This is a genomic window from Pseudomonas sp. AU11447, assembly GCF_001672555.2.
Classification (GTDB): Bacteria; Pseudomonadota; Gammaproteobacteria; order Pseudomonadales; family Pseudomonadaceae; genus Pseudomonas; species Pseudomonas nitroreducens.
In genome coordinates this window covers 97,508-117,100 of the sequence record NZ_LZDG02000051.1, presented here as the reverse complement: position 1 = coordinate 117,100, position 19,593 = coordinate 97,508, and the positions used below count along the sequence as shown (strand labels likewise).

Here is a 19,593-nt window from a genome sequence, read left to right as displayed (position 1 = left end):
CAGCCTTCATGGCCCCTTAAGGTAGCCAGCACAGACTTCTCCCGCCGCCGGACGACGTGGCGCACAAGGGGAGAGTCATCATGCGCCTGGACCTCATCAGGACCCACCTGCTCGAATTCATCAACAAGGGCTTCCCGGCCCGTCAATTGCGCCGGCTGGCCGCGCGCGACCTGCTGCGGGGCTCCGCCGTCGGGCGTCAGGCGCCCAATGCGCTGGCCTCGACCCTGCTGGAGTGGTCTGCGCTGGAGTCCGCCTCGGTTCTGGAGCGCCTGGAAAGCCGGCGCGAGGGCCTCAGCGAAACCGAGGCAGAGGAACGCCGCCAGCGCGACGGGCTGAACGAAGTTGACCAGGACCGGCCCATCGGTGCCTGGATGCACCTGTGGTACTGCTACTGCAATCCCTTCAACCTGCTGCTCACCGTGCTGGCGACCATCTCCTGGCTCACCGAGGACGTCGAGGCCGCCGTGGTGATCGGCAGCATGGTGGCTATTTCCACGTTGCTCCGCTTCATCCAGGAGAAGCGCTCCAACCGGGCCGCCGAAAAGCTCAAGGCGATGGTCAGCAACACCGCCACGGTATTCCGCAGCGCCGAGGGCGATGGCCCCGCGCTGCGCGTGGAGGTGCCGATCCGTCAACTGGTGCCCGGCGATGTGCTGTGGCTGTCGGCCGGCGACATGGTACCGGCGGACGTGCGCCTGCTCAGTGCCAAGGACCTCTTCGTTGGCCAGGCCGCGCTCACCGGCGAATCCCTGCCGGTGGAGAAGTTCGCCCAGCTGCGCGATGCCCGCCAGGGCAATCCGCTGGAGCGCGACAGCCTGTGCTTCATGGGCACCACGGTGGTCAGTGGCTCCGCCCTGGCGGTGGTGATTGGTACCGGCACGCGCACCTACTTCGGCTCCCTCGCCGAGCGGGTGATCGCCAGCGATCCGACGCCGACCGCCTTCCAGACCGGGGTGAACCGCGTCAGCTGGCTGCTAATCCGCTTCATGCTGGTGATGGCGCCGGTGGTCCTGCTGATCAACGGCTTCACCAAGGGCGACTGGCTGGAGGCCGCGCTGTTCGCGCTGTCCATCGCCGTCGGCCTGACCCCGGAAATGCTTCCGATGATCGTCACCTCCACGCTGGCCAAGGGCGCGGTCGTGCTCAGCCGGCGCAAGGTGATCGTCAAGCGCCTGGACGCCATCCAGAACTTCGGCGCGATGGACATTCTCTGCACCGACAAGACCGGTACCCTGACCCAGGACCGCATCGTCCTCGAACGCCATACCGACGCCTTCGGCCAGGTGCAGGACCGCGTACTGCAACTGGCCTTCCTCAACAGCCACTACCAGACCGGCCTGAAGAACCTGCTGGACGTCGCCGTGCTGGAACACGTCGAGCTGCGCCATGCGCTCAAGGTGGACAGCCGCTTCCACAAGCTCGACGAGATTCCTTTCGACTTTGCCCGCCGGCGCATGTCGGTGGTGGTCAGCGAACGCGAGGACAACCACCTGCTGATCTGCAAGGGTGCGCTGGAAGAGGTGCTGGCGGTGTGCGAATCGGTGGAAACCGCCGAGGGTATCGAGCCGCTGACCGGCGCCCGCCTGGACAGCATTCGCGCGGTGGCCGATGAACTCAACCAGGAGGGCTTGCGGGTGGTCGCCGTCGCCACTCGCGAGTTGCCGCCGACCCGCGATACCTACGGCGTGGCGGACGAGAGCCGGCTGTGCCTGGCCGGCTACATCGCTTTCCTCGATCCGCCCAAGGAAACCACCGCCCCGGCGCTGCGCGCGCTGGCACAGAACGGCGTGGCAGTGAAGGTGCTGACCGGCGACAACGACCGGGTGAGCCTCAAGGTCTGCCGCGACGTGGGCCTGGTGGTCGAGGGTGTGCTGCTCGGCCCGCAGCTGGACGAGCTGGACGATACTGCGCTGGGCGAACTGGCCGAGCGCACCACGCTGTTCGCCAAGCTCACCCCCAGCCACAAGGAGCGCCTGGTGCGCGTGCTGCGCGAGCGCGGCCACGTGGTCGGCTTCCTCGGCGACGGCATCAACGATGCTCCGGCGCTGCGCACCGCGGACATCGGCATATCGGTGGATTCGGCGGTGGACATCGCCAAGGAAGCCGCCGACCTGATCCTCCTGGAGAAGAGCCTGATGGTCCTGGAGGAGGGCGTCATCGAAGGCCGCCGCACCTTCGCCAACATGCTCAAGTACATCCGCATGACCGCCAGCTCCAACTTCGGCAACGTGTTCAGCGTGCTGGTGGCCAGTGCCTTCATTCCCTTCCTGCCGATGCTGCCGCTGCAGCTGCTGGTGCAGAACCTGCTCTACGACCTGTCGCAGATCGCCATTCCCTTCGACCATGTCGACGACGAACTGCTGCGCAAACCGCAGCAATGGAACCCGGATGGGCTGGGGCGTTTCATGGTGTTCTTCGGGCCGATCAGCTCGATCTTCGACATCGCCACCTTCCTTGTGCTCTGGCATGTGTTCGGTGCGAACTCACCCGCGCACCAGACGCTGTTCCAGTCCGGCTGGTTCGTCGAGGGGCTGATCTCGCAACTTTTGGTGGTGCACATGATCCGCACCCGGCGCATTCCCTTCCTGCAGAGCCGCGCCGCCTGGCCACTGCTGGGCATGACCCTGGTGATCGTCGCGGTGGCAATCTTCCTGCCCATGGGGCCGCTGGCGCACTCCTTCCGCATGGAGGCGCTGCCGATGGGTTACTGGCCTTGGCTGGCGGCCATCCTGCTGGGCTACATGGCGCTGACCCAGGCGGTGAAGGGCTGGTTCGCCCGGCGCTACGGCTGGCAGTGAGCGAAACGGGACCAACGTGCGAACCCGATCACCGCTGGTCACGCGGGCATCGGGTTCAATACACTGAGGTGTCCGTCTTCTCCCGCTGTGAGTCGAGATATTGCCGTCGCGAGCTGTTCGCCTGCCGTTGCTCCTGCGTGTGCGCTTCAAGCGCCTGGTCCTGCTGGGCCTGGCGCTGGCCAGCGTGCCGCTGGCTGCCTGCGAAAAGTCACTGCGCTGGGATGACGACCCGCCGTTCAGCATGCAGTTGCCTGACGGCAGCGTCGGCGGCCTCTACGTCGAGCTGAACCGCGCCGTGCTGGAGCGCCTGGGTTGCCAGGTGCGCATGGTCAAGCTGCCCTGGGCGCGGGCGCTGAAGGAGCTGGAACTGGGCCGCCTCGACGTGCTGCCCGGCGCCTTCCGCAAGCCCGAGCGCGAGGCCTACGCGTGGTTCTCCGGTGCAGTATTGCCGCCTTCGCGCAACATCCTCTTCGTCCGGCGCGGCCTGCCCCAGCGCGACAGCCTGCACCAGCTGTCCGACCTGGCCGGCAGCGACTTCCGTCTCGGCGCGCAGATCGATGTGTCCTACGGCGAACCCTTCCGCCAACTGATGGCCGATCCGGACTATGCCGCGCGGGTATTCTTCAACCCAAGCCGCAGCAACCTCTGGCACATGGTCGACAAGGGGCGCATCGACGGCATCATCGCCGACGAGCACAGCGGCCAGTACGAGCTGCAGCAGTTGGGCCTGGCGCGGCGCATCGAGCCCACGGGCGTGGTGGTATCAGCGGAGTCGGCGGAGGTTGCGTTCAGCAAGCGCACCCAGGACCAGGACTTCGTCCGTCGCTACGCGCAGACGCTCAAGACGCTGGTGGAAGAGGGCGAGGACCGGCGCATCCTGCAGCACTATGTCAGCAATTGACTGACCTCAGGGCTTGCGCCAGAGGTTGATTCGGCGCGCCTTGGCTTCGTGCTCTTCGAACTGGTACTGGCCGACTTCCTCGGGCGTCTGCGCATCGCTCTGCCGCCAGCGGGCGAGGCCAATGCTCAACTGGGCGCGGCCGATATCCAGGGTATGACCGCAGTTCGGGCACTCCGCCGGGGTGACCCACACCGCCGCGCGCAGGCTGCCGTCGGGTAGCTGCTCGGCGTGCTTGAGGGTGGCGCTTTTGCCCAGCGCGAGTTGCACCAGGGCTGCCCGAGAGCGCTGGCCAAAGGGCTGTTCCAGTTCCGGGGCCGCGACACCGCGCAGGTGAATGGTGGTGTCGTTGCTGTCCGCGCGCTGGCAGGTCAACTGGTCGCCGCTGAAGACGGCCGTTACCTGGCACTCTTCATCCGCGTGCGCGGCAAAGGGAAGGACGGAAAGTACGAGCAGTGCGGCGGGAACGAATCGCATGGAGCCTCCGGTGGACACTGCCAGCATAACCGCTGCGAGCGCCCACCGGAGCCCCGGTGCAGAGCTTTTACTGGATCAGCGCCATCACCTGTTCGCTGTAGCGCCCGCCGGCGGCGGCGCCGGCCGGGAAGATCGCGTCCAGTTCGAGCAGTTCAGCCTGGGTCAGCGCGAGATCCACGGCGGCGACGTTCTCTTCCAGGTACTTGCGCTGCTTGGTGCCGGGGATGGGCACGAGGTGCTCGCCCTGGGCCAGCACCCAGGCCAGTGCCAGTTGCGAGGGTTTCACGCCCCGAGCGGCGGCCAACTCGGCGACCTTGTCCACCAATCGCAGGTTCTTCGCGAAGTTCTCCCCCGTGAAGCGTGGGCTGGAGCGGCGATAGTCGTCTTCGGCGAAATCATCCGGGCTCTTCAGCGCGCCGGTGAGGAAGCCCCGGCCCAGAGGGCTGTAGGGCACGAAGCCGATGCCCAGGCGTGCACAAGCAGCCAGCACGCCGTTCTCTTCCGGGTCGCGGGTCCACAGCGAGTACTCGCTCTGCAGCGCGGTGATCGGGTGGACCCGGTGCGCGCGCTCCAGGGTTTCTGTCGAGGCTTCGCTGAGGCCGAGGAAGCGCACCTTGCCGGCCTTCACCAGTTCGGCCATGGCGCCGACGGTGTCCTCGATGGGCACCCTGGGGTCGACGCGGTGCTGGTAGTAGAGGTCGATGTGGTCGGTGCCCAGGCGTTTCAGGCTGCCTTCCACGGCCTGGCGGATGTACTCCGGGCTGCCGTTGGCGCCGCGCACCTGCGGCTGCTCCGGGGTGCGCACGATGCCGAATTTGGTAGCGAGGAAGACCTGCTCGCGCTTGCCTTTCAGGGCGCGGCCGAGCAGTTCCTCGTTGGTGTGCGGGCCATAGATGTCGGCAGTGTCGAGCAGCGTGACGCCCAGTTCCAGCGCGCGGTGCAGGGTGGCGATGGATTCGGCTTCATCGCTGCCGGTGGTGTAGAAGTCGGACATGCCCATGCAACCGAGGCCGATGGCAGAGACGGTAGGGCCTTGCGGGCCCAGGCGACGGGTTTTCATGCGGGATTCTCCAGGTGAGGAAAGGGCAGGACCATTCTTGTTGTTTGTCTGGCATGGATAAACCAGCGGATTACGGTTTAACTATTCGGCATGGATGAATAATCGGAGCGCGTTATGGACCGCTTGCAGGCCATGCAGGTCTACACCCGGATCGTCGAACTCAGGGCCTTCGGCAAGGCGGCGGACAGTCTCCAGCTGCCGCGCGCCAGCGTGACCCAGCTGATCCAGCAATTGGAGACGCACCTGGGCGTGCAACTGCTGCGGCGCACCACCCGGCAGGTCAGTGTCACCGCCGACGGGCAGGCCTATTACGAGCGCTGCGTGCGCCTGCTGGAGGATCTGGAGGAAGCGGAGAACTGCTTCTCCGACTCTCCCGACAACCCGCGCGGCAAACTGCGGGTCGACCTGCCCAGTTCGCTGGGGCGGCTGGTGGTGATCCCGGCATTGCCGGAGTTCTGCCGGCGCTACCCGCAGATCGAGCTGGAGCTGAGCCTGAACGACCGCCAAGTGGACCTGGTACGCGAAGGTGTGGACTGCGTGCTGCGCGCAGGCGAGCTGCCGGACTCCAGCCTGGTCGGCCGGCGTATCGCCGAACTCGAGCAACTCACCTGCGTGGGGCGCGCCTACGCGCAAGAGTTCGGGCTGCCCGAGCACCCGGAGCGGCTCGAAGGGCACTTCGCGGTGAACTACCAGTCGGCTTCCAGCGGGCGCATCTTCGACCTGGAGTTCCGCTTCGATGGCCAACTGCGCACCCAGCGGTTGCCCAGCCGGATCACGGTGAACAACGCCGATGCCTACATCGCCGCTTGCCGGGCCGGCTTCGGGATGATCCAGGCGCCGCGCTATCACCTGCGTGAGGGCCTTGCCAGCGGCGAGTTGGTGGAGGTGTTGCGCGATTGGCAGCCGCCGCCGCTGCCGGTAAGTGTGCTGTACCCGGTGCGGCGGCAGATGTCGCGGCGCTTGCGGGTGTTTTCCGACTGGCTCGGCAGGCTGTTCGAGGCCGGCATCGACTGAGCCTTCCGACGCTCGTCGGAAAGCCGCCGGCCGTCGCTGCCGGCGTCACCGCGCTGTCTATGCTCAAGGCCGCCGTAGAGCGGTTCGCAGTCGCCGGAGTTGCGGCGTTTCTTTTCAACCAATCCCTGAAGGAAACGACCCAAATGAGCATCGTGAAAGCGAAAGATGGCACCGAAATCTTCTACAAGGACTGGGGCAGCGGTCAGCCGGTGGTGTTCTCCCATGGCTGGCCGCTCAATGCCGACGCCTGGGACGCGCAGATGCTGTTCCTGGTGCAGAAGGGCTACCGGGTCATCGCCCATGACCGGCGCGGCCACGGCCGTTCGGGCCAGCCGGCCAACGGCAATGACATGGACACTTACGCCGATGACCTGGCGGCGGTGATCGATGCACTGGACCTCAAGGGCGCAACCCTGGTCGGTCACTCCACCGGCGGCGGTGAGGTGGCGCACTATATCGGCCGCCACGGCACGAAACGGTTGTCCGGTGCGGTGCTGATCGGCGCGGTGCCGCCACTCATGCTCAAGACCGCGGCCAACCCCGGCGGCTTGCCGATCGACGTGTTCGATGGCATCCGCAAGGGCGTGAAGGAGGACCGCTCGCAATTCTTCAAGGACCTGGCAGTGCCGTTCTACGGCTACAACCGGCCCGGCGCGAAGCAGTCCCAGGGGGTGATCGACAATTTCTGGCTGCAGGGCATGACCGGCGGGCACCTGGGGCAGTACCTGTGCATCCACGAGTTTTCCGAGGTGGACTACACCGAGGACCTGAAGAAGATCGACGTGCCGGCGCTGATCCTCCATGGCGATGACGATCAGATCGTGCCCATCGATGCGGCTGGCCGGCGCTCGGTGGAACTGGTGCAGAAGGGCGAATTGAAAGTCTACAAGGGGGGGCCGCACGGCATGTGCACGACCATGGCCGACCAGGTCAACGAGGATCTACTGGGCTTCCTCAATCGCTGAAACCGTTCGCGAGCAAGTTCGCTCCTGCAGGTGCCTGGGTGTTCTTCCTGCAAGAGCGAGCTTGCTCGCGAACCCTCTCTTCAATGGACGTGCTGCAGCACGTTCAGCAGCGTCCCTAACGGGTCACGCAGGAAGAAGCGCCGTACGCCCCACGGTTCGAGGGTCAGTGTGTAGGGAATCTCGTGACCGGCAGCCAGGGCACGCTGGTGGACCTCATCGAGATTGTCCACTTCGATGGAAAGGTCCGGCACGGGTGCGCCGGAGCCGCCTTCGCTGGCCAGGCTGACCTGCGCCAGGGCTGGCTCGCCGCTGGCGAGCGTCAGTATCCAGCCATGGTCCATCACGACTTCCAGATCGAACAACTCGCGGTAGAAGCGTGCCACCTCGGCAGGTTTGCCGGTGGCGAGGTTGGCGACGATGCGGCGGACGGTCATGGCGGCGCTCCGGAAGGATGACGCCGCCAGCATAGACCCTCAGTGCGCCGGGCGCGCCGGCGGCATGCGGCGCCGGTGGATGCGGTAGAACTGGTAGAGCACGCCAACGAAGAACACCAGTAGCGCGATCATCACGGCAGTCTGCACCGGCGGCGAGTCCGGGCCCTGGCCGATGGGGTTGGAAGGCGGTAGCCGCGACAGCGATTCGTTGAGCGTCGGGATCATCATCAGGAAGAAGCTGAAGCTCATCGCCGCCGTTTCCACGTACTCGCCCAGGCCGCCGAGGGCGCCGACGCGCTGCGCGTAGCTACCCACCGCAATGGCGACCAGGCAGAGGATGCCGATGGCGTGCCCCGCATTGAAGCCGCCGGTACTGGAGAGTCCGAATGCCGTCAGCACGCCGAGGATCATTCCGTAGACATACCACCTGCCGACACGGCTGCGCGGGTCGATGCGCCCTGCCTGATAGAGCGCCCAGATGCCCGCGACAAGGGGCACCAGGCTGATGGCGGTATGCACGATACCCAGGGTGGAAAGAGGGTTGGCCATGACGAACGCCTCCGCAGTGAGCACAGGGACGCCACGCATCCACGAACTGTGCCGCGGCACGGAGGGGCGGGTGTGTAGTCAGGTTAGACGCAACCCACGTGGGAGTAAGGCTTCGCTGGATTCAGCCGACGAACGTCACAGCCGCTTGTTGAGCCAGCGCGCCAGACGGTCGCCGCCGAACTGGATCAGCGTCACCAGCGCCACCAGGAGGATGATCACGGTCAGCATCACCTGGGTATCGAAGCGCTGGTAGCCATAGCGGTATGCGAGATCGCCCAGGCCGCCGGCACCGATGGCGCCGGCCATGGCCGAGGAGTTGATCATGGTCACCAGGGTGATGGTGAAGCCGGCGACGATGCCCGGGCGTGCCTCGGGCAGCAGCACGTTCCAGATGATGTGCCGGGGTTGGCAGCCCATCGCCTGCGCCGCTTCGATCAGGCCGTGGTCGACCTCGCGCAGGCTGACTTCGGCGATGCGCGCGAAGAACGGCGTAGCAGCGATGGTCAGCGGCACCACGGCGGCCCATACGCCGTAGCTGGTGCCGACGATCAGGCGGGTGAAGGGGATCAGCGCGACCATCAGGATCAGGAACGGGATCGAGCGCAGCACATTGACCACGCTGCCCAGGCCCTGGTTGACCAGGCGCGCCTGGAATATCCCGCCGGGGCCGGTGGTGACCAGCACCAGGGCCAGCGGAATGCCCACCAGCAGGACGATGGCCGAGGACGCGCCGATCATCAGCAGGGTATCGAGCAGGCCTTGCAGCAAGCGATCAGGCATGGGTGAGCACCTCCAGGCGATCGGCGACGTCGCGGGCACGTTCGAGCAGTTGCGGTGCGTTGGCGGCGGGGGCGGCAACGCTCAGCAGCAGGCGGCCGAGGGCGCGGCCCTGGATGCGCTCGATGCCGCCGTGCAGCAGGCTGACGCGGCTGCCCAGGGCCTGGGCGATAGCCAGCAGGTCGGGTTCCTGTTCGCGCACGCCGGTGTAGTGCAGGTCGAGGATGACTTCGTCGGCTGACGGATGTTCCAGGCGCGCCAGCAGGTCCGGCGGCAGGTGCTGCTGCAGCGAGCCGAGCAGGGTGCGGCTGACTTCGTGCTGCGGGTTGCCGAAGACTTCCCAGACATCGCCCTGCTCGACGATGCGCCCGCGTTCGAGCACCACCACGCGGTCGCAGATTTCGCGGATCACTGCCATCTCGTGGGTGATCAGCACGATGGTCAGGCCGAGGCGGCGGTTGATGTCGCGCAGCAGCGCGAGGATGGCCTGGGTGCTCTCCGGGTCCAGCGCCGAGGTGGCTTCGTCGCAGAGCAGGATTTCCGGCTGGTGCACCAGCGCGCGGGCGATGCCGACGCGCTGCTTCTGCCCGCCGGAGAGTTGTGCCGGGTAGGCGTGGCGCTTGTCTTGCAGTCCCACGAGCTGCAGCAGTTCGTCCACCCGCTCGGCGATGCGCGCCTTTGGCACCCCCGCCACGCGCAGGGGCAGGGCGATGTTCTGCGCCACCGTCTTGGCCGACATCAGGTTGAAGTGCTGGAAGATCATGCCGACGCGGCGGCGCAGGCCGACCAGTTGCTGGGCGTCGAAGGCGCCGATGTCCTCGCCGTCGATCAGCACCTGGCCGACGCTGGGATTTTCCAGGCGGTTGAGGGTGCGGATCAGCGAGCTCTTGCCGGCGCCGCTGCGACCGATGATGCCGAACACTTCGCCACGGCGGACGGAGAGTTCGATGTCGCTCAGTGCTTCCACCGGGCCGTGGTGGCCGGCGTAGGTCTTGCCCAGCTCGCGCAGGGCGATGTGCTGGGTAGCGAGTTCGAGGTTGCGGTTGAAGCTGACCATGGTGGGGGCCTGTTCCTGAAATGTGAGGCAAGGAACGTAGGGCGCATAACCTGGAACAGGTTATCCGCCGGCTGCTATGCGGCGGATAACGCTGGCGCGTTATGCGCCCTACGAAAGCAAGCTTGCGAGTCCGGCAATCGTTGTAGCGGACTCTGTCCGCGATGGCCTCGGGCGCGATGCGGACCTATCGCGGACGGAGTCCGCTTCTACGTAAACGCTAACGCGCTTATTGCCAGCCCGGCTGGTAGAGCGAGCCGTGGGCCTTGTCCAGCGCGGCGCGGACCTGCGGCGAGTGCTGGTAGAGATCGACGAACCGCTTCAGCCGGCCGTCCGGGTCCTTGTAGTCATCGCGGGTGACGAACTGGATGACGTATTCCTTGTTCTCGATGCCGTCGAACAACAGCGCGCTGTTCGGATCGATAGTCCCAGCGAGACGGATGTAGTGCGGATAGCCCTGGGCGAGGTCGACGTCATCCAGCGCGCGCACCAGCTGCACGGCCTCCAGCTCGATGATCTGGATGTTCTTCGGGTTGGCCACGATGTCGTCCAGGGTCGCCTTGTAGCCCACGCCATCCTTGAGCTTGAGCAGCCCGGCTTTCTGCAGCAGCTGCAGGCCGCGGCCGCCATTGATCGGGTCGTTGGCGATGGCGACCTTGGCGCCGTCGGGCAGGTCGGCGATGGCCTTGTAACGGGTCGAGTAGAGGCCGACGTTGTTGATGATCCCCGGCGCGAACGCCTTCAGGTGCAGGCCACCCTCGCGGTTGGCGTTCTCCAGGAAGGGCGTGTGCTGGAAGTAGTTGGCGTCGATGTCGCCGTGGTCGAGGGTGATGTTCGGCGCGTTCCAGTCGGTGAATTCCACCAGTTCGACCTTCAGCCCTTGCTGGGCGGCTTCCTTCACCGCCACTTCCAGCGGCGGCGCGAAGGCGGCGGTGGTGCCCAGGCGCAGGGTGTCGGCGGCCTGGGCGAGGCCGGCGGCAAGGAGGCTCAGCGAGAGGCCGAGGGTGAGTTTGAAGCGTGCATGCATGGCAACGAGTCCTTATAGGTTTTAGAGCCTGATGGCCTTTAAAGAGAGAAGGCTGGAGTCGCTCCAGTGGCGGTTGCCTGGCGATAGCTCGCACCGACGTGCCGCGCGGGCAGTCGGGCGCGGCCGGCGCCGAAGAGTTTTTCCCGCAGGGTGCCGTCGGCGTAGGCGGTCTTGTAGGCGCCACGGTTCTGCAGTTCGGGCACGACCCATTCGATGAAGTCGGCGTAGCTCTCCGGCTCCACGGTGCGGGTCAGGTTGAAGCCATCGAGCCCGGCATCGTTGATCCAGCCCAGCAGCTCATCGGCGACCTGCACCGGATTGCCCACCAGCGTGGTGTAGCGCCCGCCAAGGGCCAGTTGCTCGAGCAACTGGCGCACGGTGGCGTCGGTGCGGGCGACGGTCAGGGCCTTGGTGGCGGACTCGATGGCGTTGGTCTTCTCGTAGCGGATCGGCTCGTCCAGCGCATAGCGCGAGAAGTCGATGCCGGTGGTGCTGGAAAAGTGCGCAAGACCCGCCTCCGCGCTGGCGAAGCGGCGATACTCGGCGAGCTTGTCGCGCGCCTCGGCCTCGGTCGGTGCGACGATCACATTGATGCCCATGAACACCTTGATGTCGTCCGCCCGGCGGCCAGCATCGACCGCCGCCTGGCGGATGCGGTCCACCAGCACGCGGGTGGCCTCGCGGGTCTGCGCCGAGACGAATACGCACTCGGCGTGGCGTGCTGCAAAGGCCAGCCCGCGGTTCGACGCGCCGGCCTGGAACAGCAGCGGCGTGCGCTGCGGTGAGGGCTGGCTGAGGTGGTAGCCCTCGACGTCGAAGAACTCGCCGCGGTGGCGAACCTTGTGCACCTTGCCCGGCTGCGCATAGAGGCGGCGCTCGCGGTCGGCAATTACCGCGTCGTCTTCCCAACTGCCTTCCCAGAGCTTGTAGAGCACCTCCAGGTATTCGTCGGCGCGGTCGTAGCGGCGGTCGTGGTCGATCTGCCGGTCCTGGCCCATGGCGCGGGCGGTGCTTTCCAGGTAGCCGGTGACGATATTCCAGCCGACCCGGCCATCGCTCAGATGGTCGAGGGTGGAGAGGCGCCGGGCGAACGGGTAGGGCGCCTCGTAGGTAAGGTTGGCGGTGACGCCGAAGCCCAGGTTTTGCGTCGCACCGGCCATGGCCGAGACCAGCATCAGCGGGTCGTTCACCGGGAGCTGGATGGCTTCTTTCGCGGTGAGCTCGATGCCGTTCTGGTAGACGTCGTAGACGCCGAGGATATCGGCCAGGAACAGGCCATCGAACAGGCCCTTCTCCAGCAGGCGTGCGAGGTCGGTCCAGTGGCTGAGCTTGTTGAAGTCCGTCGAGCGGTCGCGCGGGTGGGTCCACAGGCCGTGGTTGATGTGGCCGACGCAATTCATGCTGAAGGCGTTGAGGAGAATCTGTTTCTGACTCATGGGAAATCCTCGCTGGCAGAGGCCCTGTAGGAGCGAGCTTGCTCGCGAACCATCGGGCGCAAGGACTGTTCGCGAGCAAGCTCGCTCCTACGAAAGGCAGGTAGGGTGCGGGGCATCACAACGTCCCCCGGCGCGGCGGCAGCTTGCCGTTGAGGTAGTAGTTGCCCACCGCGAAATACTTCCAGCGCGCCGGGTCGTGCAGGGTGTGCACGCGGGCGTTGCGCCAGTGGCGATCCAGGCCCAGCTCGGCGAGGCTGGCGCGGCTGCCGCCCAGTTCGATCAGCTTGCTGCCGGCCAACAACGCGACTTCCGTGGTGATCGCCCGCGCCTCGGCCACGGCGATGGAGGCGGCGGCAACGCTTTCGGCAGTCGGCTCGGCGGTGGCTGCGTCGAGCACTCGGCCAGAGCGATCCAGCAGCGCTTCGGCGGCATGCAGGCGGATCGCCAGGCGTCCCACCTCGTTGATCGCCAGCGGATCATCGCTGGCCTTGTCCACGCCCGAATCGATCCACGGTCGTGCCTTTTCGCGCAGGAAGGTCAGCGTGTCTTCATAAGCGCCCCGAGCGATGCCGACATCGATGGCCGCGTGCAGAATCTGCGCGTACGGGCCAACGGTGGTCGGGCGCTCGAAGGCTGCCTGGAACGAGACGATGTCGTCCTCACTGACCTGCGCGCCATCGAACACCACGCTGCCGCTGCCGGTGGTGCGCTGGCCGAAGCCGGACCAGTCGTCGATGATCTCGACGCCCGGAGTGTCGCGCTGAATGAAGGCGAACTGCTGCAGGCCATCGTCATCGATCACCAGCGTTGGAATGCGCTGCGCGTAGAGCGCGCCGGTGCAGTAGAACTTGCGGCCGTGTATACGCAGACGGCCGTCCTCGCGCTTGAGGCGCGTGGTGCGGTCGTGGGCGGTACGGGTGCCGATCTCCGCCAGCGCATTGCCGAAGCGCACGCCGGCCAGCACCTCGGCGAACAGGCGGGCTTTCTGCTCGTCGTTGCCATTCACCCGCAGCAGTTCGACGGCGTAGAGATGGTTCTGCGGAATCTGCCCCAGCGAGCCGTCGGCGGCGGAAATGATGGCGATCACGCGCGCCACGGTGACGCGGGAGGCGCCCGCGCCGCCATACTCGCGTGGCACGGTGATGCCCCACAGGCCGGAGCGGCTGAAGCGTTCGAGTTCGTCCCATGGCAGGCGTCGCTCGCGGTCGCGGGCGATGGCGTCTGCGCTGAAGTCGGCGGCCAGCGCGCGGGCGACGTCGAGAGCTTCGTCGTCGCTGCGGATGATATGGACGGGATTGGCCAGCTCTGGGTTGGACAAAACGATGCTGTTCATCGGCGCTCCTCAGATCCAGGAATGACGCGCCGGGCGGGCGCCGTTGAGGTGGTAGGCGCCAACTGCCTGGACCTTCCAGCGCACCGGGTCGTGCAGGGTGTGCACGCGGGCGTTGCGCCAGTGGCGGTCGAGGTTGAATTCGGCGAGGGTGGCGCGGCTGCCGGCCAGTTCGAAGAGCTTTTCGCTGGCGGCCAGGCTGATCTCGGTGGTCAGCACCTTGGCCTCGGCCACGGCGATGGAAGCGCGGGCGGCGGACTCGTCGTCGATGGGCCGCGCGCTGACTTCGTCGAGGATGTGCCCGGCGCGCTCCAGCAGGGCTTCGGCGGCGTGCAGTTCGACTTGCAGGCGGCCGATCTCGAAGAGGGTGAAGGGCTCGTCGCTGGCCTGCTCGACGTTCGCGTCGATGAATGGGCGAGTGCGCGTGCGGATGAAGTCGATGGCGTCTTCCAGGGCGTTGGCAGCGATGCCGGCGTCGATGGCGGCCTGGATCAATTGCGAGACGGCGCCCTGGATGTTCGGGATGTCGGCCAGGCGGCCGTTGTGGATCACCAGGGAGCCGGCGACGGGTGCGTTATCCAGCAGCACGGTGCCGCTGGCGGTGGTGCGCTGGCCGAAGCCGGACCAGTCGTCGACTATGCGCAGGCCATCCACGCCGCGTTCGACGAAGCCCATGACCGCGCGGCCGTCTTCGTCGATGGCTTTCACCGCGACCCAGTGGGCGAACAGCGCGCCGGTGGAGTAGAACTTCTCGCCGCTGACGCGGAAGTTGTCTCCATCGCGCAGCAGGCGCGCCTTGAGTTCGAGGGTGTTTCTGGTATTGCGCTCGGGCCCGGCATTGCCGATGCGCCGGCCGTTGAGCACGCCGCCGAACAGCACGCGCTTCTGTGCCTCGCTGGCGACGCTGTCGATGACGTTGAGCAGGCCGAACTGGTTCTGCGGGATTTGCCCCAGTGCCGGGTCGGCGGCACAGATCACGCGGAAGACGTCGGCGACGGTGGCGTAGGAAACCTGCGCGCCGCCGTACTCGCGGGGAATGCTGATGCCGCCGAGGCCGAGGGCGGTGAAGTGTTCCAGTTCGCTCCAGGGCAGCGCGCGCTCGCGGTCGCGGGCGGCGGCTCCGGGTTTCGCCAGGCGGGCCACTTCGTGGGCGGCTTCGATGGCCTGGGCGTCGTTACTGATACGGCGCGCCGGGAGTAGCCGGGGCGCCTGGTCACGAAGGTCCTTGGGTGCGGATTCGTTGGTCATGCGGTTTCCTGTGGTGACGGAGCAGCTCTTCGTAGGAGCGAGCTTGCTCGCGAACAAACCCTGGTGCGGGGCCGAAAGGTTCGCGAGCAAGCTCGCTCCTACAGGACAAACGCGGGGGCGCTTAGAACGCCGGCGCAATCTCGCCCTTGTAGCGGGTCAGGATGAACTGGCGGACTTCCGGCGAATTCAGCACCTTGGCCAGCTTCTGGATGCCCGGGTCCTGGATGTTGTCCGGGCGAGCTACCAGGAACTCGGCGTAGAGGTCCTTGCCCTTCTCCACGATCAGCGCGCTCTTGGTATCGATACCGGCCTCCAGCGCGTAGTTGGCGAAGATGAACGCCAGGTCGACCTGCTTCACCGCGCGGGCCAGCAGCGCGCCTTCCAGTTCACGGATCTTCAGGTGCCTGGGGTTGTCGGTGATGTCGCGCTCGGTGGACTGCGGGTTGCTCGGGTCCTTGAGCTTGATCAGGCCGCTCTCGGCCAGCAGCACCAGGGCGCGGCCGGTGTTCACCGGGTCGTTGGGGATGGCCACGCTGGCGCCGTCGGGCAGTTCGGCGAGGGACTTGTACTTGGTGGAGTAGGCGCCGAACGGCTCGATGTGGATGCCCACCACCGGCACCAGGTCGGTGTGGCGGGTCTTGTTGAAGTCATCGAGGAACGGGCGGTACTGGTAGTAGTTGGCGTCGAGGTTCTTCTGCGCGAGTTGCAGGTTGGGCTGGATGAAGTCGGTGAAGACCTTGATGTCGAGGTCGACGCCTTCCTTGGCCAGTTCCGGTTTGACGAACTCGAGAATTTCCGCGTGCGGCACCGGGGTGGCGCCGACAACGAGTTTCTCCCCCGCGTGGGCGGAGAAGGCGACGACGGCCGCCAGAATGGCGATGGCCTTTTTCATGGGTGTTGCTCCTTGGGGCTTCAGTGGGTGGGCCGTCGTGGTGTGGACGTGGGGCCTTGATGGCAGCGGGGCCCGGCTGCCGGCGGGTGTTCTGGGTGCCGCTCCCGGAGAGGGAGTGGGCGGGGAATTCAGCGCCGGGTGTAGCGCGCCACCAGGCGGTCGCCGCTCATCTGCAGGGCCTGCACCAGCAGGATCAGCAGGGCGACGGTGATGATCATCACGTCGGTCTGGAAACGCTGGTAACCGAAGCGGATGGCCAGGTCGCCGAGGCCACCGCCGCCGATCACGCCGGACATCGCCGTGTAGTCCACCAGCACGATGGCAGTCACGGTGACGGCAGCGATCAGCCCGGTGCGGGCTTCCGGCAGCAGCGTGTGCCAGATGATCTGCCAGGTGCTGGCGCCCATCGCCTGGGTGGCTTCCACCAGGCCGCGGTCGACTTCGCGCAGGGCGGTTTCCACCAGCCGCGCGAAGAACGGCGTGCAGCCCACCACCAGTGGCGGAATGGCACCGGGCACGCCCAGCGAAGTGCCGGTGACCAGCGTGGTGACCGGGATCAGCACGATCAGCAGGATGATGAACGGCAACGAACGCAGCATGTTCACCACCACCGACAGGGCGCGGTACAGGCCGGGTTTCTCGTGCAGCTGGCGCTTGCCGGTGAGGTACAGCAGGACGCCCAGCGGCAGGCCCAGCAGCACGGTGAAGGCCAGCGCGCCGCCGAGCATGGCGAGGGTGTCCAGGCAGGCCTGGCCGAGGTCGTGCCAGTCGAGGTTGCGGAACCAGCCGTCCATCATTCGCGGCCCCTGCGCAGCTGCGCGGCGCGGTGCGAAGCGCCGAGGCGGTCGCCCTGGCCGAACAGCTTGTTGCGCAGCGTGCCCTGTTCGTACTCGCGCTTGAACAGTCCGCGCGCCTGTAGTTCCGGCACCAGCAGGTCGACGATGTCGACGAAGGTTTCCGGCGCCACCAGGCTGGAGAGGTTGAAACCGTCCACGTCGGTTTCCTCGACCCAGGCCTGCAACTGGTCCGCCACGGTCTGCGGCGAACCCACCAGCAGCGGGCCGTCGCCGCCCAGGGCGCAGTAGTCGGCGATCTCGGCGGCGGTCCACTGGCGCTGCGGGTCGGCAGCGCTGAAGGCGTCCACCGCGGACTGGATGGCGTCGCTCTGTACGTGGCGCAACACCTGGTCCGGCGCGTACTGGCCGAAGTCGATGCCGGTCCAGCCGGAGACCAGCGCCAGGGCGCCTTCGCGGTCGCTGTACTGGCGGTAGTCTTCCAGCTTGGCCAGCGCCTCGGCATCGGTCGGCGCGACGATTACCGTGAGCTGGTTGAGCACCAGCACGTCGCCGGGCTGGCGGCCGGCCTCCACGGCGAGGCGGCGCAGGTCGGCCACCTGGTCGCGGAGGATGTTTTTGGTCGGCGCGGCGACGAATACGCACTCGGCATTGCCGGCGGCGAAGGCCTTGCCGCGGCTGGAGGCGCCGGCCTGGTACAGCACCGGCGTGCGCTGCGGCGATGGCTGGCTGAGGTGGAAGCCGGGCACCTCGAAGTGCTCGCCCTTGTGCTCGATGGGGTGCACCTTGCGCGGGTCGGCGTAGACGCCGCTCTTGCGGTCGGCGACCACGGCGTCATCGTCCCAGCTGGCTTCCCAGAGCTTGTAGCAGACCTCCAGGTACTCGGCGGCCAGGGCGTAGCGCTGCTGGTGGTTGAGCTGCTGCTTCAGCCCCAGGTTGCGCGCGCCGCTGTTGAGGTAGGAGGTGACGATGTTCCAGCCGGCTCGGCCACGGGTCAGGTGATCCAGCGTGGACATGCGCCGGGCGAACGGGAACGGGTGCTCGAACGACACCGAGGCGGTGATGCCGAAGCCCAGGTGCTCGGTGGCCGCGGCCATGGCCGGGACGATCTGCAGCGGGTCGTTGGCCGGCACCTGGGCGCCGGCGCTCAGCGCGGCGTCAGCGTTGCCGTGGTAGACGTCGTAGACGCCCAGCACGTCGGCCAGGAACAGGCCGTCGATCCTGCCGCGTTCGAGGGTTTTCGCCAGTTCGATCCAGTAGTGGATGTCGGTGTAGCGCGCGGCCTGCTGGTCGCGTGGGTGGCGCCAGAGGCCGGGCGAGAGGTGGCCGACGCAGTTCATGGCGAAGGCGTTGAGGCGAATCTGCTTGCTCATGGCGATGGCCTCAGTTCCAGTCGTGGCGCGGCGGGCGCTTGTCGTTCAGCAGCCAGTTGCCGACAAGGTGGTACTTCCAGCGCACCGGGTCGTGCAGGGTGTGCACGCGGGCGTTGCGCCAGTGGCGGTCGAGGGCGTGGCGGGCGAGGGTGGAGCGGGTGCCGCCCAGCTCGAACAGCTTGTTGGCGGCGTCGATGGCGACTTCGGTGGTCAGCACCTTGGCCTTGGCCACGGCAACCGAGGCGCGGGCCACGCTGTCTTCGTCCGGCGCCGGGCGGGCGGCGTCCATCACCTTGCCGGCGCGCTCCAGCAGGGCGTCGGCGGCTTCGATGCGGATGCCCAGTTCACCGACTTGGATGATGGTCAGCGGGTCTTCGCTGGCCTTCTCCACGCCGGCGTCGATCCACGGGCGCGCCTGTTCGCGGACGAAGGCGATGGTGTCGCGCAGCGCCGCGCGGGCAATGCCGGCGTCGATGGCGGCGGTGGTGATCTGCGCGAACGGGCCGGCCAGGGTCGGCACGTCGTAGGAGCGGTGGGTGGGGAAGACGTTGAACGCCGGCACGCGCAGGCCTTCCACCAGCACGGTGCCGCTGGAGGTGGTGCGCTGGCCGATGCTCGCCCAGTCGTCGACGATCACCAGCCCCGGCGTGCCGCGTGGGACGAAGGCGAGCTGGGCGTTGCCCTGTTCGTCCAGGCCCAGCACGCCGAGCCAGTGGGCGTAGAGCGAGCCGGTGCAGTAGCCCTTGCGACCGTCGAGCACGACATGGTCACCGTCGCGGCGCAGGCGGGTCTGGATGTCCTGCACGGTCTTGCCGCCGGTTTCCGACAGCGCGTTGGCGAAGCGGTTGCCCTTGAGCGCGAGGTCGAAGAAGAAGTGCTTCTGCTCGTCGCTGCCCTGCAGGCGGATGTCTTCCAGCAGGCAGTAATGGTTCTGTGGAATCTGCCCCAGCGACGGGTCGGCGGCGGAGATGATGGCGATGACATCCGCCAGCGTGGCGTAGGACACCTCGGCGCCGCCAAAGGCGCGCGGCACGGTGATGCCCCACAGGCCGCTGTTGGAGTAGACCTCGACGACTTCCGGCGGGACTTCGCGGTTGCGGTCGCGCTCGGCGGCGCCTTCGAGCAGGAAGGCAGCGACCTTGTGGGCGACGTCGATGGCCTCGGCGTCGGAGGCGATTACCTGGGAGTTCGGCTCACGGATGTCGTAGTTGGCGGATTCGGGGAGTTGGGACATGGCAGTACAGCGACCTCGGGGCAGATGAAGCGGCCCGGTGTTCGGGCCTGTCTGTCCAGGTCATTGCACAAGCTGTGCCGAAATTTAAAAGTCTTTTAAATCAATGGCTTGGTGTTTTTCGCCAACAGTTTAGGCGCTGGGCAAACAGCAAAGTGTTGGGCGAGTGTTGCTGGAGCAACAGCGACGGCGCAGCGGGGATTCTGTCGGTAGGGGGACGATGTTCGCGAGCAAGC

General features: G+C 66.8%; 18 protein-coding genes. 4 read left to right on the top strand and 14 right to left on the bottom strand.

All coding sequences use genetic code 11. The features are described 5' to 3' along the window. The first annotated feature begins 80 nt into the window (after positions 1 to 80). Both mgtA and A6723_RS20140 read left to right on the top strand, forming a co-directional pair. On the top strand, positions 81 to 2,798 hold the full coding sequence (gene mgtA, locus A6723_RS20145) for a magnesium-translocating P-type ATPase (RefSeq protein ID WP_054907915.1): 2,718 nt from the start codon (positions 81 to 83) through the stop codon (positions 2,796 to 2,798). A 100-nt stretch (positions 2,799 to 2,898) separates the two neighbouring features. After that, positions 2,899 to 3,699, top strand: coding sequence for an ABC transporter substrate-binding protein (locus A6723_RS20140; protein WP_233298880.1), 801 nt, complete (start codon positions 2,899 to 2,901; stop codon positions 3,697 to 3,699). A gap of 6 nt (positions 3,700 to 3,705) precedes the next feature. Here A6723_RS20140 and A6723_RS20135 read toward each other — a convergent pair whose 3' ends face one another. Both A6723_RS20135 and A6723_RS20130 read right to left on the bottom strand, forming a co-directional pair. Continuing rightward, positions 3,706 to 4,173, bottom strand: a complete 468-nt coding sequence (locus A6723_RS20135; protein WP_054907916.1) for a thermonuclease family protein — start codon at positions 4,171 to 4,173, stop codon at positions 3,706 to 3,708. Positions 4,174 to 4,240: 67 nt separating this feature from the next. Continuing rightward, a complete protein-coding gene (locus A6723_RS20130) occupies positions 4,241 to 5,233 on the bottom strand; it encodes an aldo/keto reductase (RefSeq protein WP_054907917.1) in 993 nt (330 codons plus the stop codon). A 114-nt stretch (positions 5,234 to 5,347) separates the two neighbouring features. Here A6723_RS20130 and A6723_RS20125 point away from each other — a divergent pair, with 114 nt between their 5' ends. Next, positions 5,348 to 6,247, top strand: a complete 900-nt coding sequence (locus A6723_RS20125; protein WP_054907918.1) for a LysR family transcriptional regulator — start codon at positions 5,348 to 5,350, stop codon at positions 6,245 to 6,247. A 143-nt stretch (positions 6,248 to 6,390) separates the two neighbouring features. Further along, on the top strand, positions 6,391 to 7,212 hold the full coding sequence (locus tag A6723_RS20120) for an alpha/beta fold hydrolase (RefSeq protein ID WP_054907919.1): 822 nt from the start codon (positions 6,391 to 6,393) through the stop codon (positions 7,210 to 7,212). Positions 7,213 to 7,292: 80 nt separating this feature from the next. On the opposite strand, the gene A6723_RS20115 is transcribed toward A6723_RS20120, so the two are convergent. The 12 genes from A6723_RS20115 to A6723_RS20060 form a co-directional block, all read right to left on the bottom strand. Then, positions 7,293 to 7,646, bottom strand: a complete 354-nt coding sequence (locus A6723_RS20115) for a VOC family protein (RefSeq protein ID WP_054907920.1) — start codon at positions 7,644 to 7,646, stop codon at positions 7,293 to 7,295. Between the two features lie 39 nt (positions 7,647 to 7,685). Then, positions 7,686 to 8,195, bottom strand: a complete 510-nt coding sequence (locus A6723_RS20110) for a hypothetical protein (RefSeq protein WP_065348198.1) — start codon at positions 8,193 to 8,195, stop codon at positions 7,686 to 7,688. A gap of 135 nt (positions 8,196 to 8,330) precedes the next feature. Next, positions 8,331 to 8,975, bottom strand: a complete 645-nt coding sequence (locus tag A6723_RS20105) for a methionine ABC transporter permease (protein WP_054907922.1) — start codon at positions 8,973 to 8,975, stop codon at positions 8,331 to 8,333. Beyond that, a complete protein-coding gene (locus tag A6723_RS20100; protein WP_054907923.1) occupies positions 8,968 to 10,029 on the bottom strand; it encodes a methionine ABC transporter ATP-binding protein in 1,062 nt (353 codons plus the stop codon). Before A6723_RS20100 ends, A6723_RS20105 begins: the two co-directional genes overlap by 8 nt. Before the next feature lie 226 nt (positions 10,030 to 10,255). Next, on the bottom strand, positions 10,256 to 11,053 hold the full coding sequence (locus A6723_RS20095; protein WP_054907924.1) for a MetQ/NlpA family ABC transporter substrate-binding protein: 798 nt from the start codon (positions 11,051 to 11,053) through the stop codon (positions 10,256 to 10,258). A 38-nt stretch (positions 11,054 to 11,091) separates the two neighbouring features. Next, a complete protein-coding gene (locus A6723_RS20090; RefSeq protein ID WP_054907925.1) occupies positions 11,092 to 12,489 on the bottom strand; it encodes an LLM class flavin-dependent oxidoreductase in 1,398 nt (465 codons plus the stop codon). A 115-nt stretch (positions 12,490 to 12,604) separates the two neighbouring features. Beyond that, the gene (locus tag A6723_RS20085; protein WP_054907926.1) at positions 12,605 to 13,822 is read right to left on the bottom strand and encodes an SfnB family sulfur acquisition oxidoreductase; all 1,218 of its coding nucleotides are present in this window, start codon (positions 13,820 to 13,822) and stop codon (positions 12,605 to 12,607) included. A 9-nt stretch (positions 13,823 to 13,831) separates the two neighbouring features. Continuing rightward, the gene (locus tag A6723_RS20080) at positions 13,832 to 15,067 is read right to left on the bottom strand and encodes an SfnB family sulfur acquisition oxidoreductase (protein ID WP_054907927.1); all 1,236 of its coding nucleotides are present in this window, start codon (positions 15,065 to 15,067) and stop codon (positions 13,832 to 13,834) included. 121 nt (positions 15,068 to 15,188) lie between these two features. Continuing rightward, positions 15,189 to 15,959 (bottom strand): MetQ/NlpA family ABC transporter substrate-binding protein, encoded by a 771-nt coding sequence (locus A6723_RS20075; protein ID WP_054907928.1) that lies wholly within the window; start codon positions 15,957 to 15,959, stop codon positions 15,189 to 15,191. 128 nt (positions 15,960 to 16,087) lie between these two features. Then, the gene (locus tag A6723_RS20070) at positions 16,088 to 16,753 is read right to left on the bottom strand and encodes a methionine ABC transporter permease (protein WP_045208070.1); all 666 of its coding nucleotides are present in this window, start codon (positions 16,751 to 16,753) and stop codon (positions 16,088 to 16,090) included. Next, entirely contained in the window at positions 16,753 to 18,126 is a 1,374-nt protein-coding gene (locus A6723_RS20065; RefSeq protein ID WP_054907929.1) for an LLM class flavin-dependent oxidoreductase, read from the bottom strand. The genes A6723_RS20070 and A6723_RS20065 overlap by 1 nt, the downstream gene beginning before the upstream one ends. Positions 18,127 to 18,136: 10 nt before the next feature. After that, positions 18,137 to 19,360 (bottom strand): SfnB family sulfur acquisition oxidoreductase, encoded by a 1,224-nt coding sequence (locus tag A6723_RS20060; protein WP_054907930.1) that lies wholly within the window; start codon positions 19,358 to 19,360, stop codon positions 18,137 to 18,139. Positions 19,361 to 19,593: the final 233 nt, after the last annotated feature.